This window comes from Weissella minor (assembly GCF_001437425.1).
Lineage (GTDB): Bacteria > Bacillota > Bacilli > Lactobacillales > Lactobacillaceae > Weissella > Weissella minor.
This window is the reverse complement of the sequence record NZ_JQCD01000024.1, coordinates 495,102-510,080: the sequence shown is the minus strand read 5'-3', so window position 1 is coordinate 510,080 and position 14,979 is coordinate 495,102. Positions and strand designations below refer to the sequence as shown.

At 38.7% G+C, this 14,979-nt stretch carries 14 protein-coding genes and 1 other annotated feature; of the genes, 9 read left to right on the top strand and 5 right to left on the bottom strand.

Features of this window, described 5'->3' with window-relative positions; translation table 11 throughout:
• Positions 1–10: 10 nt before the first annotated feature.
• A complete protein-coding gene (locus tag IV67_RS05910) occupies positions 11–547 on the bottom strand; it encodes a GNAT family N-acetyltransferase (protein WP_057788057.1) in 537 nt (178 codons plus the stop codon).
• A 12-nt stretch (positions 548–559) separates the two neighbouring features.
• Positions 560–1,891: a C1 family peptidase gene (locus tag IV67_RS05905; protein ID WP_057788055.1), complete on the bottom strand. Its 1,332-nt coding sequence runs from the start codon at positions 1,889–1,891 to the stop codon at positions 560–562.
• Positions 1,892–2,034: 143 nt separating this feature from the next.
• Positions 2,035–2,307 (top strand) — a binding site (T-box leader).
• Positions 2,308–2,400: 93 nt separating this feature from the next.
• Here IV67_RS05905 and IV67_RS05900 point away from each other — a divergent pair.
• Together IV67_RS05900 and IV67_RS05895 are read left to right on the top strand one after the other, a co-directional pair.
• Positions 2,401–3,294, top strand: a complete 894-nt coding sequence (locus IV67_RS05900) for a MetQ/NlpA family ABC transporter substrate-binding protein (RefSeq protein ID WP_057788053.1) — start codon at positions 2,401–2,403, stop codon at positions 3,292–3,294.
• Between the two features lie 208 nt (positions 3,295–3,502).
• Positions 3,503–4,564: a S66 family peptidase gene (locus tag IV67_RS05895; RefSeq protein ID WP_057788051.1), complete on the top strand. Its 1,062-nt coding sequence runs from the start codon at positions 3,503–3,505 to the stop codon at positions 4,562–4,564.
• Between the two features lie 29 nt (positions 4,565–4,593).
• Here the strand turns inward: IV67_RS05895 and IV67_RS05890 are convergent, their stop codons facing one another.
• Positions 4,594–5,148 (bottom strand): PH domain-containing protein, encoded by a 555-nt coding sequence (locus IV67_RS05890; protein WP_057788049.1) that lies wholly within the window; start codon positions 5,146–5,148, stop codon positions 4,594–4,596.
• Between the two features lie 468 nt (positions 5,149–5,616).
• Here IV67_RS05890 and IV67_RS05885 point away from each other — a divergent pair, with 468 nt between their 5' ends.
• Together IV67_RS05885 and IV67_RS05880 are read left to right on the top strand one after the other, a co-directional pair.
• Positions 5,617–6,885 (top strand): phosphoribosylamine--glycine ligase, encoded by a 1,269-nt coding sequence (locus IV67_RS05885; RefSeq protein WP_057788047.1) that lies wholly within the window; start codon positions 5,617–5,619, stop codon positions 6,883–6,885.
• Positions 6,885–8,546 (top strand): formate--tetrahydrofolate ligase, encoded by a 1,662-nt coding sequence (locus IV67_RS05880; RefSeq protein ID WP_057788267.1) that lies wholly within the window; start codon positions 6,885–6,887, stop codon positions 8,544–8,546. The genes IV67_RS05885 and IV67_RS05880 overlap by 1 nt, the downstream gene beginning before the upstream one ends.
• A 53-nt stretch (positions 8,547–8,599) precedes the next feature.
• On the opposite strand, the gene IV67_RS05875 is transcribed toward IV67_RS05880, so the two are convergent.
• On the bottom strand, positions 8,600–9,541 hold the full coding sequence (locus tag IV67_RS05875) for a lactate/malate family dehydrogenase (RefSeq protein WP_057788045.1): 942 nt from the start codon (positions 9,539–9,541) through the stop codon (positions 8,600–8,602).
• 309 nt (positions 9,542–9,850) lie between these two features.
• Between IV67_RS05875 and IV67_RS05870 the strand changes: the two genes are divergently transcribed.
• Positions 9,851–11,206, top strand: a complete 1,356-nt coding sequence (locus IV67_RS05870) for a gluconate:H+ symporter (RefSeq protein ID WP_057788043.1) — start codon at positions 9,851–9,853, stop codon at positions 11,204–11,206.
• Between the two features lie 38 nt (positions 11,207–11,244).
• On the opposite strand, the gene IV67_RS05865 is transcribed toward IV67_RS05870, so the two are convergent.
• Positions 11,245–12,420, bottom strand: coding sequence for an aminotransferase class I/II-fold pyridoxal phosphate-dependent enzyme (locus tag IV67_RS05865; RefSeq protein ID WP_057788041.1), 1,176 nt, complete (start codon positions 12,418–12,420; stop codon positions 11,245–11,247).
• A 406-nt stretch (positions 12,421–12,826) separates the two neighbouring features.
• Here IV67_RS05865 and IV67_RS09560 point away from each other — a divergent pair, with 406 nt between their 5' ends.
• From IV67_RS09560 to IV67_RS05850, 4 genes are all read left to right on the top strand, one after another.
• Positions 12,827–12,955 (top strand): hypothetical protein, encoded by a 129-nt coding sequence (locus IV67_RS09560; protein ID WP_269082763.1) that lies wholly within the window; start codon positions 12,827–12,829, stop codon positions 12,953–12,955.
• 72 nt (positions 12,956–13,027) lie between these two features.
• Positions 13,028–13,297: a zinc ribbon domain-containing protein gene (locus IV67_RS05860; RefSeq protein WP_057788039.1), complete on the top strand. Its 270-nt coding sequence runs from the start codon at positions 13,028–13,030 to the stop codon at positions 13,295–13,297.
• A gap of 157 nt (positions 13,298–13,454) precedes the next feature.
• Positions 13,455–14,210 carry an NADP-dependent (R)-specific alcohol dehydrogenase gene (locus tag IV67_RS05855; RefSeq protein WP_057788036.1) on the top strand — a complete coding sequence of 252 codons (756 nt, stop codon included), beginning with the start codon at positions 13,455–13,457 and terminating at the stop codon, positions 14,208–14,210.
• A 174-nt stretch (positions 14,211–14,384) separates the two neighbouring features.
• On the top strand, positions 14,385–14,699 hold the full coding sequence (locus IV67_RS05850) for a SemiSWEET family transporter (protein WP_057788265.1): 315 nt from the start codon (positions 14,385–14,387) through the stop codon (positions 14,697–14,699).
• The last annotated feature ends 280 nt before the right edge of the window (positions 14,700–14,979 follow it).

Sequence of the window (14,979 nt, the reverse complement as noted above, 5' to 3'; positions counted from 1 at the left end):
TAAAACGCAATTAGTTGGTACGTGCCATAAACGGTTGTGGTTGATTATCGGATAATGGTTGCAATTCTTTTTGCATCCAAATCGTGTCTAACCATTGTCCATGTTTAAAGCCACTTGCTTTGAAATGACCAACTTCTGCGTAACCACAATGGGCATGAAAGATAAGACTCGCTTCATTTGATCCAGTGATGCATGCGAAGACATTGTAGATATTCTGGTTAATTAATTGTTGTTCAAGGGCTTGGTATAATTGAGTCCCTACATGTTGACCTTGTGCAGCTGGCTTCAAATAAATCGTGACTTCTGAGCTCCACTGATAGGCGTTACGATTACTATAGGCATGGGCGTAGCAATAACCGAGTAATTCTCCAGCGCTTTCAGCAATTAAATAAGGATAGTCGTGCTGAATTTGCTCATATTGCGTCGTAAACGTGCTTAATGTTGGCGCTGCTTCATCAAAAGAGGCCGTTGATGCTTCAACATAAGGGGTATAAATCCTTAAAAGTTCCGGTAAATCAGTTTTTGTTGCAGGACGAATTGTTACCATAAAAACCTCGAATTAATTAGCCAAGGCACCCATTGGATCCCAAGGGGCAAGTACAGTTGGTTCTTCATCAAAGGCAGCTTGTTGTTCAGCTGATAGTAAGTCTTTACGAACAACAACTTGGTAAGTATATTCATCCATCCAAGCATCACTCATGACAAAGAAACCATCAGTTCCAACTTTTTCACCCCAACTATTCTCAACCTTCCACTTAGTTGGAACATCGTTGATTAGGTCAACACCAGTCAATACCATGGCATGGGTCATAAGACTTTCACCATAGTCTAGGCGTTCTCCCTTGGTCATGTTAAAGTCAACGCCAAATAAATCATCAACAGCAAGTGCATCCGTTGCCATAATCCCTTTATCGCGAAGAGAAGATTGACCAACATCACTACCAAACCAAACTGATTCACCACTTTGCAATTGCTTTAGGGCCAGTTCTTTCAAATCGGCGATATCCAAATTCAAATATTTAACTTGTTTACCACCAGCAACATTACCTAACATATCAACTGTATAACTGTGCATAAATGGCTTGTCATCAGTTGGGGCATTGATTACGCTGACATAATTGTCCAAATCAATGCCAATATATTTGTCGTAAAAAGTGTGGGGCGTCAGATCCAGTTCTTGGATGAAGTTGTTTTCTTCATCACGATATTCGAAGTTAAATGTCTCTGGTGGGAGACCAAGTGCTGTTGCCAAAAGGTCGTAAACTTCTTGCAAAAGCTCAGTTCGCTTGCTTTTAATAGTCTCATCAGATGCATTTTCAGCGACTAATTGACGTAAGATAATGGCATGCTTACGCAATAATTTATTCAAATAAACATTTAATTCTGTTGAATTTTCACTACTTGCAGTTTCAGGCATCGCTGCTTTAGGCACGACACCATACTTTTGAAAGATTGAAACAATCATATCCCATTGACCACCATCTTGTTGTGGTGTTTGCAAAAGGAATGACACTTCACGACTTGTACGTTCTTGTTGGGCTGTTGCAAGAATATTTTCATAGAAATAATTTGCTTTTTCATATTTATCCCAGAAAAATGTATAGTTTTGAGATAGCTCAAAATTAGCTAAATTCAAATCGCTACTCATCTTGTGGCGCATTGTATTTAATGCGGCAAACATCCAGCAACGACCAGATTGCTTTTGATTTGCAACTTTTCCAGTGTTCAAATCAATTGAAAATTGGGGTGTATTCGTGACAAAAGTTTCTTGGTTTTGTGCGGAATTTTGAATCCCGTTTTTCCAGACGCTCCGTTGATTTGCCTGGTGAATCGGATCCTGCAAAAATGCTGCGCGATAAGCTTGCGTTTGTTCATTACTAATTGTTGACATAAACAGCCTCCTCTTTTAATTGACGCTAATTTTACGCTTATTTTAGATAAAAAACAAATGTAAAATGAGCAAATCTATCATATTTCATGTTTGAAATCTCATAAAAGTGTTGACTTTAATATGGGTATCATTTACTATTAGCTGTGTTGACAAAGAAGAGATGAAGTATATCGTGAAAGATTTTCAGAGAGCTAATGGTTGGTGTGAATTAGTAATTGGAAGCGGTAGAAAATGGTCTTGGAGTCATAGTATCGGTGAGCTTATTCATTAAGTTAGCTGATGCCGGAAGTGCCCGTTATCGCACAGCGTATATCCGAACGTTGTTGACTAGTCCAACGGAAGTGGCGTACGTCTGAGCTTATTTCAGTAATGAAATGAGAAATACTAGGTGGTAACACGAGCAAATCGTCCTAGAGAATCCAAAAAGGGTTTTCTAGGGCGTTTTTATTTTGGCCAAAATAAAAATGTGATGTATTACCAGGAGTGATGGACATGTGAGGACAATGAAAATGGGAAAATTATTGAAGCAAATTGCAATTACAACAACAGTGTTCGGGGTAGCAACAATTGCAACGACGACTGTATCGCATGCCGCAGATAAAAATAAGGACGATTTGAAAACAGTTAAAGTTGGGATTAACTCACCTTCAAAGACGGATGAAGGCGTATGGAAGCGTGTTAAAGAAAACGGTAAAAAAGAAGGTATCGATATTAAATTAGTGACCTTCACTGATTTTAATCAACCCAATCAAGCTTTAAATGATGGAAATCTTGATGCCAATGCTTTTCAACATTATGCATTTTTAAACGATTGGAACGATAAACACAAGGCTGATATAACGGCTGTCGGGCAAACGGTTTCTGGAACCGGCCGTTTGTATTCAGATAAACATAAGCGATTAGAAGATATTCCAGAAGGTGGGACGATTGCAGTTGCGAATGATCCAACCAATGAGGCACGTGCGTTATTCTTGCTACAGGATGCAGGCTTAATTAAATTGAAAAAGGGCGAAGATAATCCAACTGCCCGGGATGTGGTATCAAGTAAGAAGAATCTGAAAATTAAGGAATTGGCTGCAGATCAAACCCTTGCCAGTTTGAAATCAGTGGATGCGGCCGTTATTTCAGCGACATTCGTAGAAGCAGCGGGGCGTGATCCGCAATCCGCAATTTATGTTTGGAATGTGGACAATAAGCATACCCATCAATACATTAATGTTATTGCAGCCAACAAAAAAGATAAGAATAAATGGTATACCAAGGCACTTGTGAAGTCTTATCAATCAAAGAATGTGGCTGATTATATTAATAAGACTAGTAATGGGACTCAAGTACCAGCATGGAAGGGCGCACCGCAGCCAGATTTAAAAACGGCTGAACAAAAAACAGACGATAAAGACTAATTATAATAAAATGATGAGAAAATACTTTTAATTCTCATCTAAATGTTTTATAATGATGTCTATAAGCAACGCCGTAATGACCTTTCCAAAAAAGTAACATGAATATACAACCATATATGATTACATTATTGGTGTTGCGAAAAAACCGCATTGGCTTAGAAGTCAGTGCGGTTTTTAAATTAAATCCGTAAAAAATGGAGGTTCAACTATGGGATTAAAACCAAATCGTTTAAAAAAGGGTGATACTGTTGCGCTTGTTACTTTATCTGCAGGCTCATTGTATGAGGCCGATAACGTTGTTGAACTAGGGCGGAAACGATTAGCCAATTTTGGGCTTAAGTTAAAAGTCATGCCGCATGCACAAGAACACCATCAATTTATATTTGACCATCCTGAAATTAGGGCAGCGGACTTAAAAGCTGCTTTTTTGGATAATGAGGTCCAAGCAATTCTTTGTACCATTGGTGGTAGCGATACATATCGCTTAGCGCCATTCTTACTTGATGATCCAGAGTTTGTAACGGCCGTCCAGCAACATCCAAAAGTATTTATGGGCTTTTCTGATACAACCCTCAATCATCTAGTTTTTCATAAATTAGGGTTGAATACCTTTTATGGTCCCAGTTTTTTGAATGACTTTGCTGATATTGGTCCTGAAATGCTGCCATTTTCAATTGAAAACTTTGAACACTTTTTTAAGGCTGAACCCTATGAATTGAAATCTAGTCCAATTTGGTATGATGAAAGACAAGATTTTTCTGAAGCTAGTTGGAATGTAAGTCGGATGCCGCATCGTGAAAAAAAGGGATATGAAAGTTTATACGGCCAAGGAATTTATAGTGGTCAATTGTTGGGTGGCTGTATTGAGAGCTTATTTGATCTGTTAACCGGTAATTCGTATGCTGATGAACCGGCTATTAATGAGCAATATCAGTTATGGCCAAATGATTGGGCAAACAAAGTGATTTTTTTAGAGCCGAGTCAAGAGAATCCAAATCCACATACCTTATCTATTTATTTACATCGTTTAGCACAAACGGGGATGTTTGATCAGGCAACAGCTTTAATAATCGGAAAGACGCAAAACGATGCTTATTACAATGAATATAAAAAAATTTATAAGCAACTTGCAAAACGGCACAATTTACCAGTGCTCTATAATGTTAATTTTGGACATGGTTTTCCACGTCTATCAATTCCCTATGGTATCGATGTAAAAGTGGACATGGATCAGGCAAAAATTTGGTTACAAGAAAGTCCTTGGCAATAAAAAAGTCGACACATTCCTGTGTCGGCTTTTTAGCTTTGGGTGAATAGGAGGTTGGCTTTTTCGTTGTTAAAATCAATATCATTGATAATCCCATGATCATGCAAGCGGGTAAGTCGATCTAATTCATCTTGAACGAATTTGGCGTTAGCTGTTTGATTAACTTTATTGGCAATAATCCGATCATTTTCAATATTTGTGATAGCATGATTCAATTCAGTGATGAATTGCACACCATCTTCCTTTTTAATGGCATTAAGAATGGTGGTGGTCGACCCATTACAAAATTCGATTTTGGTAAAAGCGAGGCCGGTGGAATAGTTTAAATTTTTAAGATCTGCGATTTCGACATCATCACAATGCGGATTTCCGAGTAAGCCGTGTGATAAAAAGAAAATATGTTTATTAGTTAAAATGACCGTGATATCATCATTGTCGATTTGACCTTGAACAGAGGCTGCGATATGTTCACTTTCATCAATGTTTTTTGTTAAACAATCTAAGTCTTTTGTATTATTAAGCAGATTAAATGCCGCTGTAGGTTGCAATTGTTCTTTTAAGCTTAGCACTTGATTTGATTCGTGCATGACGCCCCCCTCGGTATATCGAATTCCCCATTTTTGAAAACGCTTTAATTTAACTTTAGTATACGTCAATTAGCTGTGCTTGTTAAGACGGGAATATAACAAATATATATCATTATTACATAACGACAATTGGGCTTAGCGGCGGCACATTTAGATTTTAAAACGATTTAAAGTGAAATATTCGTGTGTTTTTTTGTAAAAAGGGTCATTTTAATCGTTTTATTTAATATATTTAAACGAAATTAGTTTAAACCGAAATTTGTCTCAACTGTATTCTAGTTGTTACATGAAAACAAGACGCAATACGGATGTAATGTAAATGAAAATATTATATTGATATAAATGTATTTTGTATAAATGATGATTTGTCAATGAACACCGAAATTATTGTTACGGCAAATTTTGAACTAATGTTACAATTAAGATAGCGATAAGGAAAAATTGTTCGCATTCGCAAAGGAGAGAACCATGACGCAGATTTTGATCGTTGGTTCTGGCGCACGAGAACATGCATTTGTCAGAGCTTTCCTAAAAAATAAACAGATTTCAAGAATATTCGTTGCCCCAGGAAATGTTGGTATGTTAGAAGCCACCAAAACAGTACAATTGGTTGATTTCAAGACAATTGATGAACTTGTAAGTTTTGCACAAGCAGAGACAATTGATTTGACTTTAATGGGGGACGCGAGCTTAGTTGAAGCTGGAATTGTTGATGAATTTGAAAAAGTTGGTTTGCGTGCTTATGGGCCGACCAATGAAGCTAGTAGGTTCAACCAAACAAAGGCCCACATGATTGATTTAGTTAATGCCTTGAAAATACCAACGGCACCTTATGTTAAAACGGAAACGTTACTTGAAGCCAAGGCGGTCTTAGAAACACTCCAATATCCGATTGTTATGAAATTAGATCGAGCGAAAGGCACGAAGGAAGTTGGTATTTACGACAATCGAACGGATGCATTAATTTCTGTGAATCAATATTATATGGCTGACCGTCATGCAACGGTGGTGATGGAAGATATTATGCATGGTCCAGAGTTCTCAATCTGTTCATTTGTTGGTATCGATCAAGTTTTACATGCACCAGTTGTACAAAGTAATAAACGTTTGTATGATAATTCAGTTGGTCCATTAACACCTGGTATGGGGGCAAATAGTCCCATCCGATGGTTAAACCCAGCAATTATTGATCAAACGATAGCCCATTTAATTGACCCACTATTAGAAGGCTTAGTTGAACAAGGGACACCATTTAAGGGGGTGTTGCAAACGGATGTTATTTTAACGGATGATGGACCTAAGTTGATTGAATACCATACTAATTTTGAGCAGACGGAAGCGCAGGTTATTCTGCCACAGTTAAAATCTGATTTATTTGAAGTTATCACGCAATTGTTAGATGGAACACCAACTGCCATGAATTGGCAGAAAGACAACATCTTTCTAGGTGCGACGTTGGTTGCGCCTGGTTATCCTGGGCAATCACAAAAGGGTGTTCCTATTCCTGAATTACCAGCAGAAGTTGAAATTGATTTTGAAGATGTCGAGGAGCGCTCAGGGCAATTCATTAGTGCCACATCAGGGCGTGTATTAACAGCGGTTATACAGCGACCAACAATGACGGCAGCTCAAATTGACTTAAGTGTGATGTTAGATGAAACACAAACCGAATTGCTATATCGGCATGATATTGGAAAGCAAGCACTAGACGCAGAACAAGCGGGGAAAGAAAAATGATGTTAAGCGATATTGAAATTGCACAAAATGCTGAAACTTGGCCCATTGAGAAAATTGCTGAAAAGATTGGATTGTCTAAAGCGGAATGGCAACCCTATGGCTGGGATAAGGCCAAGGTGGTCTTAGATGATCGTCATGAAAATGATGAATTAGGTAAGCTGATTTTAGTGACCTCGATTAATCCAACACCTGCTGGCGAAGGAAAATCAACGGTTACAGTTGGTTTAGCAGATGCACTTGCTCAAATTGATCCGAAGACAATGATAGCATTGCGTGAACCTTCTTTGGGACCTGTGATGGGATTAAAGGGTGGTGCTACGGGTGGCGGTTATTCACAAGTGATTCCGATGGCGGATATTAACTTACATTTCACCGGTGATTTCCATGCATTAACGAGCGCGCATAATACTTTGGCGGCTTTGATTGATAATAGTATTTATCAAGGAAATCCTTTGAATTTAGATCCACGCCGTATTTTGTGGAAACGCGCACTGGATGTAAATGATCGTGCCTTACGTCATACAACCATTGGTTTAGGTGGTGCCACGAGTGGTGTTCCTAGAGAAGATGGCTTTGATATTACCGTTGCATCTGAATTGATGGCCATTTTAACTTTGTCATCAGATTTAATGGATATGAAGCAACGTATTGAAAAAATTGTCATTGGTTATACGTATGATCGTGAACCCGTTACCGTTAAAGATTTAGGTGTTGCCGGGGCACTAACCACATTACTAAAAGATGCGATTCACCCTAATTTAGTGCAAACACTGGCGCATACACCGACTTTGATTCACGGTGGACCATTTGCTAATATTGCACAAGGCACAAATTCGGTTCAAGCTACTAAAACGGCATTACGCTTAGCAAATTATACAGTGACAGAGGCTGGTTTTGGGGCTGATTTAGGTGGTGAAAAGTTCTTAGACTTTAAGGTACCATTGTTGGGCAAGACACCTGATACAATTGTCATTGTTGCAACTGTACGGGCATTAAAGATGCATGGGGGCGTTGCAAAGGATGCACTTAAACAACCTGATGTTGATGCGCTTGAACAAGGTTTGTCTAATTTAGGGCAACATTTAACTAGTATGAAACGTTATGGTGTACCGGTGGTCGTGGCAATCAATCAATTCGTTACGGATACTGAAGCAGAATTAGAGGCGATTGAACGTTATGCTGCCAAATTTGATGTACCTGCGTATGTGGCTGATGTTTGGGGCCAAGGGGGCGCGGGGGCAACAGAACTAGCTCAAGGTGTTGTCCGCGCAACAGAGGAACCTGCAAACTTCACAGCGCTATATGCGCCATTAGATGACCCCAAGACAAAGCTGAATAAGATTGCTCAGACCATTTATGGGGCTGATGGTGTAGAACTTTCAGATAAAGCGGAGAAACAATTGAAGCGTTTTGCAAAATATGGTTGGGATAAGTTACCAATTATTATGGCAAAGACGCAGTACTCGTTATCAGATGATCCAAAGAAGTTGGGGGCACCAAAAGGCTTCACCATTCATGTTCGTGAATTTGTGCCAAAGTTAGGAGCTGGTTTCTTGGTTGCGTTAACAGGAAGTATTTTAACGATGCCTGGATTACCTAAACATCCAGCAGCGAATGATATTGATATTGATGAGACAGGTAAGATTACAGGCCTATTCTAAATAAAAAAAGATCAACCGAAAGTTCATCCGGTTGATCTTTTTTTATGCGCTAACTATGCGCCAAATTTTTCTAGGAGGTCTTGATAACGCCCAAGGACGAAATCATATGAAGCATTGTACTTTTCAGTTTCTTCATCGGTAAGTTCTAATTGACTGTGCCCAAGGACACCATCACGACCGACAACACTTGGGAATGATAACGCTACTTCATTGTCATCACGGAATGTTGAAACAGGTAGTAGTTCATGACTATCGTTTAGGATTGTTTCAGTTAAACGGAGGGCAGAGGCGGCAATGGCGTAACTGGTATAACCTTTTCCATTGAAAACACGGAAACCATTATCGCGAGAAGTCTCAGCAATTTTGTTTAAATCAATACCTTTTTCTTCAGCAACGTCAACAATGGGTTGGTCTAGAATAGTGACACTTGACCATGCCGTGAATTGTGAATTTCCATGTTCTCCAAGATTATAGCCTTGGACTGAACGTGGATCAATATCGAATAGATGGCTGACAGCAGTCTTCATGCGGGCTGTATCAAGCAGGGTTCCAGTTCCAATCACCTTTTCCCGAGCATAGCCAGTAAAATGTTGATAAAGACTAACAATGACATCATTTGGATTCGTAATGACAACCAAAACACCATTAAACTTAGTCGCTTTTAGCTTTTCTGACACACTCTTAATTTGCTCAGCATTGTATTCAGCTTCAATGAATCGGGCATTTCCACCAGGAGCTGTCTTTTGCAATCCGATATTCCCAAGTGCTGAAACAATGACATCCGCATCATCTAATGCGTCCCAGTCATTTGAAATAATGTTTGCGTGGTGGGCAAGATTTGGTTGTGCTTCAATTAAATCGAGTACTTCCGCATCAAGGCGAGCGGGATCTGAATCAAGTAAGACGTAATCGTCTGCTAGGCCTTGAAAGATAGCACCTTCAGCGACAGCGCCTCCAACGTGACCCATTCCAATAATTCCAAGTTTTGTAGTCATAGATGATGCTCCTTTATCATGTGTGTAGCTGTTTCTAGTTGCTTTGTTAGAGTAATATTAAAACTTATCTCATTTAAAGTCAACAGCTTAGAATAATATTTTAATGAAACCAGTTAGCAACTCAATCCATATGCTAGAAATAGACAGACGACTGTGAGTCAGATATGAAATAAATATCGATTTTATACAAGCAGCTTAGATTAATTTCACAAGCGTTGTGTAAGCGCATTCACATGTATAGACTAGTGTGTTAGAATATCTGTTATCAACTATTATTTCACAATTTATTTCGATGAATGGAGTACGGACATGCAATCTATTTTAGTTTTGTTTTTAGGAATTGCTTTATTGCTATTTCTAATTATCAAAGTGAAGATGAATACTTTCATCTCACTTATTTTTACTTCAGTTGTAGTAGGACTTGGCTTGGGGATGAACCTAGCCGAGATACCTATTTCAATTGAAAAAGGTATTGGTGGATCACTTGGGGAATTGGCGATTGTCTTTGGATTCGGGGCAATTTTAGGGCGTTTAGTATCTGATTCAGGTGGTGCTTATCGAATTGCCCATACACTGATTGATATTTTTGGACGCAAGTATGTGCAAATTGCGGTGATGGTTGCATCATTTATTTTAGGAATTGCGTTATTCTTTGAAGTTGGAATGGTTATTTTAATTCCGATTGTCTTTGCAATTGCATTAGAAGTTGGTGTGCCTTTACTTTACTTGGGAATTCCAATGGCGGCAGCGCTATCCGTTACACATGGATTTTTGCCACCACATCCAGCACCAACAGCAATTACAGGTGCACTTGGCGCTAACCCAGGGCACGTATTGATGTATGGTTTGATTATTGCTTTGATTGCGGCAGTTATTGCCGGGCCAGTCTTTACTAAGGTTGCACAATGCTATGCCCCAGAAGCCTTTCAGATGAAGAAAAAGCTTAGTGCCTTTGGTGAAATTAAAGAATTCAAAATTGCTGAAACGCCTTCATTTGGGCTAGCCATTTTGACAAGTTTATTCCCAGTTATCTTAATGGGTGTGACGACCATTTATACGGTTGTTATGCATGATGGTGTTGCGCCAGCAAAACCAGTTGGGTTAGATTCATTTATGGCCATGATTGGAAACCCAGTTGGTGCGATGATTATTTCTTTGGCATTCGCCTTGTGGTCAATGGGCTTGCACCAACGTAAGAATGCGAAGCAAATTGGTGCCACAGTTGAAGAAGCCGTGAAATCAATTGCCATGTTGCTATTGATTATTGGTGGTGGTGCTGCCTTTAAGCAGATTTTGATTGATGGTGGAATTTCTGAAGAGATTGCGAAGATCTTTATGGGTTCATCATTATCACCATTATTACTTGCTTGGATTATTACCGTAATTCTTCGTGTAGCCCTTGGTTCAGCGACAGTTGCCGCTTTGACGGCTGCAGGATTGGTTCAGCCTTTGATGGTGGGGGCTGGTGTTAACCCAGCCTTAATGGTATTAGTTATTGGTGCCGGTTCATTAGCAGCATCGCATGTGAACGATGCGGGGTTCTGGATGTTCAAAGAGTACTTTGACTTGTCCGTTAAGCAGACGCTGCAAATTTGGACAGTGCTTGAAACTCTGATTGCCGTAATTGGATTGATTGTCGTATTGATTCTAAGTATGTTTGTTTAAAATAAAAAAGAGCTAACTACGTGAGTTAGCTCTTTTTATTATGCGTGTTTGTTTACGAATTCAGTCAAACGTGCCACGGCTTCTTGAAGTGTTTCCAAGCTTGAGGCATAGCTGATACGGAAATGACCTTCACCACCAGGACCAAATGCTTGTCCAGTTACGGTTGCGACATGGGCTTCTTCCGCAAGGTCAATCGCAAATTGACCGTCATCATTGCCATATGATGGCAAGATACGAGGGAACAAGTAGAAGGCACCTTCTGGGTTTTCTAATTCAAAGCCAAGTTCGTGCAAAGATTTAACTAAGTAGTCACGACGTTCTTTATACGCAACTTTCATCTCTTCTGTGGCGGCCTTACCTTCAGGTGTTCCAAGAGCGACCGTTGCAGCTGCAGCCATTGGATTTGGCGTTGTCGTGACAGCGACTTGATGTACTAGGGCTGGTCCTTTGATAAGTGGCTTAGGTCCAGCAATAAAGCCTAAGCGATAACCGGTCATCGCGTGTGATTTTGACACACCATTTAGGATTAATGTTTGTTCAGGGAGGTATTCAGCAATTGAATGGTGTGGTTCATCATAAACTAATTCTGAGTAGATTTCATCCGCAATCACAACGATATTCGTATCTGCTAAGACTTCAGCCAAAGCTTTTAATTCATCTGCTGAATAAGTACGACCAGTTGGATTTCCTGGATAATTTAGGACTAGGACTTTAGCAGCATCACCATACTCATCTAGTACTGCGCGAAGCGCATCAGCAGTCAGGATAAATCCGTCTTTTTCTGTGTCGATTAAGACTGGATCAGCGCCAATAATGAGTGTGTCAGATTCATAGAGCGGGAATGTTGGCGTTGGAATCAATACCTTATCACCAGGGTTAACAAATGCAGCAATTGTGTCGTAAATGGCTTCAGTTGCACCGACTGTCACAATGATTTCTTCTTCTGCGGAATAGTTTAAGTCATAACGATCTAAAAGAAAATCAGAAATGGCATGGCGGAGAGGGATTGTTCCTAGTGCTGGCGCATAGTGTGAATCATCGGCTGTGACGCTATCAATCACGGCTTGTTTACTTACCTCAGGAACATTAAAGTCAGGTTCCCCGATGGTTAATTTAATAATGTCATCGATTTGGCTGAAACGGTCATCATAGGCGCGAATAATATTAGGGACGACACGTGTTAAATTTTGATTAATTGGAAATTCTTTGGTCATAGCAGGCTCCTTTAATGCTTAAGTCTCATAGTTTATGAATTCAATACTAATCTTTTTCTCATTTTCAGTCAATAAAAAAACCACATCCTAGAAATTACCTAGATGTGGTTACAATTATGTGAATAAAAGGCTAGCAATGAGTAATGCTAATCCAATCGCCGGAATAACTGTGAATTGGCCTTCAACTTTCAGGTACCGTAGTAAAAACCAAATGATTACGAGGGCACATCCAGCAATAGCTAAGATGTTTGAAATTGTCATCTGAAAGCTCCTTATTGATTTTTAAATATCCTACCATGTTTTAAGGGCGGTGAATACAGGATAATGATTAATTTAATAGTTGTGCTTATTCAAGAAAATCGATATAATTTTAACTATTAAATAATGCGAAAAGGGTGATGAAATGATGGGATTGAACTTAGAAAAATCAGGATTTGTTAAAGATGTACGTGAATATTTGAAAGAAGATATTGAATTGAAAAAGAAGATGGAAAAGCATCTTGAAAACATTTCAAAGCAACTTGAAGATAAGTAATTTTAATGAAGAAAGCAGCTTAAAGAGCTGCTTTTTTTCTGTGATAAAAATGAGATGATAGGGAGTCATGATATGGCGAAAACTAATTTATGTCAAAGCTGTGGGATGCCAATTGATAAAAATACATTGGGTGGTAAGAACGCTGACGGAACAATTTCCACTAAATATTGTGAAAATTGTTATCAAGATGGTGCATTTGTCCAAGATTTGTCTTTTGATGAGATGTACACATATAATTATGAAAAATTTTTAGCTTCAGATATGAATAAAATTGAGAAATTTTTTGTGAAATATATGTACACGAAAAAGTTTATGCGTGGACTTGATCGCTGGAAACATTAAAAAAGTAGGTAGCTTTGTAGATTAAGCTATCTGCTTTTTTTTAATTGTTAAAGGCATAAAATTTAGCTGTTTGAATGAATTTTTTCGTTAAATACTGCGTAAAGTTGTATAATGAAAGCGTATACAAATGAAGAATGTCATAAAGGAGCATATAGATATGTCAAATCGATTAGATGGAAAAGTCGCAATTGTTACTGGTGGAACAATGGGTATTGGTTATGCTGTAGCTCAAAAGTTCCTTGAAGAAGGCGCTAAAGTTGTCATTACAGGTCGCAAGGCTGAAGTTGGAGAGGCTGCCGCTCAAGAATTGGGAACAGCTGATGAAGTTGTTTTCCTACAGCAGGACGTTTCAGAAGAAACACGTTGGACGGAGATCTTTGATGAAACTGAGAAGTTGTTCGGACCTGTTACGACACTCGTTAATAATGCTGGGATTGGATTGCCAGGAGATATCGAACATGCCACAACTGAAGATTGGCATAAGACAATTGGGGTTAATTTGGATAGTGTCTTCTTTGGAACACGTTTAGCGGTGCAACGCATGAAGCATTCAGAAAAAGGGGCATCTGTTATTAATATGTCTTCAATTGAAGGATTTGTGGGTGATCCCAATTTGGTTGCATACAATGCAAGTAAAGGGGGCGTACGTCTCCTCTCAAAGTCAGCAGCGTTGTACACAAGTAATAATGACTACAATGTACGTATTAACACCGTACACCCAGGTTACATTAAGACCCCAATGGTTGAAGGAACACCTGCTGAAGCCATGATGTCTGAACGTACGAAGACACCAATGGGTCATTTAGGTGAGCCAAACGACATTGCATACATGTGTGTCTACTTAGCATCTGATGAATCTAAGTTTGCAACGGGTTCTGAATTCGTTGTCGATGGTGGTTATACGGCACAGTAATAAAAAAGGCTCCTAAATTTAGGAGTCTTTTTTATTTTGAAAAAATGACAATAAGTAAAGACGTCATTCATTGTCATGGTAAGTAAATGTCGTCGAAAATTCTAATTTCTTTTGTTTATTTAGTTTTAATTTATGTATAATAATTTCAAAATTAAGAAAAAAGAGGTAAACATGATGAGAGTAGATACGGATAAATATCCTGAAGGAGCCGAGGCGGTTGATCCTAAACGTGTTAAGCACCTAAAATTACTTAGTAAGTTGGCGATGTTAACATGTATTTCAATGTATGTTTCATACATCCCACAAATTATGAGTAACTTCAATGGAGAACCCGTTTCTGTTATCCAACCACTTGTTGCAACAATTAATGCTTGTCTTTGGACTTCATATGGTTGGTTAAAGACCTACAAGGATTGGCCCATTATCATTTCAAATGTGCCTGGGGTTATTTTTGGATTGGTAACCGTTATTACTGTCTATATTCATTAATTTATTGAAGGATCTTGATTATGGTGATTATTAATTCAAGCATTACAATTGTTGTATAAACATAAAAGGTGCTTGAGCTCAAAATATGAAATTTGAGATTGATTTAATTTAAGCTGACAATAATGATTCATTGAAACCAACTCGTTTAATTGCTGTCATAGGCAAAATTAAACGAGTTGATTCTCAAGGAGTCATTTTTTTATAGGTGCAACATCCAAAATAATCGTTGAATTGCCATAAGCTTATTGGAGATGGCTTTCTACAATGGTGCCATAGTTTT

Coding starts and splice junctions, on each gene's coding strand:
- IV67_RS05880 (WP_057788267.1), top strand. CDS start 6,885: ATGTTAAGCGATATTGAAATTGCACAAAATGCTGAAACTTGGCCCATT.
- IV67_RS05900 (WP_057788053.1), top strand. CDS start 2,401: ATGGGAAAATTATTGAAGCAAATTGCAATTACAACAACAGTGTTCGGG.
- IV67_RS05860 (WP_057788039.1), top strand. CDS start 13,028: ATGGCGAAAACTAATTTATGTCAAAGCTGTGGGATGCCAATTGATAAA.
- IV67_RS05895 (WP_057788051.1), top strand. CDS start 3,503: ATGGGATTAAAACCAAATCGTTTAAAAAAGGGTGATACTGTTGCGCTT.
- IV67_RS05865 (WP_057788041.1), bottom strand. CDS start 12,420: ATGACCAAAGAATTTCCAATTAATCAAAATTTAACACGTGTCGTCCCT.
- IV67_RS05875 (WP_057788045.1), bottom strand. CDS start 9,541: ATGACTACAAAACTTGGAATTATTGGAATGGGTCACGTTGGAGGCGCT.
- IV67_RS05855 (WP_057788036.1), top strand. CDS start 13,455: ATGTCAAATCGATTAGATGGAAAAGTCGCAATTGTTACTGGTGGAACA.
- IV67_RS05890 (WP_057788049.1), bottom strand. CDS start 5,148: ATGCACGAATCAAATCAAGTGCTAAGCTTAAAAGAACAATTGCAACCT.
- IV67_RS05905 (WP_057788055.1), bottom strand. CDS start 1,891: ATGTCAACAATTAGTAATGAACAAACGCAAGCTTATCGCGCAGCATTT.
- IV67_RS09560 (WP_269082763.1), top strand. CDS start 12,827: ATGGGATTGAACTTAGAAAAATCAGGATTTGTTAAAGATGTACGTGAA.
- IV67_RS05870 (WP_057788043.1), top strand. CDS start 9,851: ATGCAATCTATTTTAGTTTTGTTTTTAGGAATTGCTTTATTGCTATTT.
- IV67_RS05910 (WP_057788057.1), bottom strand. CDS start 547: ATGGTAACAATTCGTCCTGCAACAAAAACTGATTTACCGGAACTTTTA.
- IV67_RS05850 (WP_057788265.1), top strand. CDS start 14,385: ATGAGAGTAGATACGGATAAATATCCTGAAGGAGCCGAGGCGGTTGAT.
- IV67_RS05885 (WP_057788047.1), top strand. CDS start 5,617: ATGACGCAGATTTTGATCGTTGGTTCTGGCGCACGAGAACATGCATTT.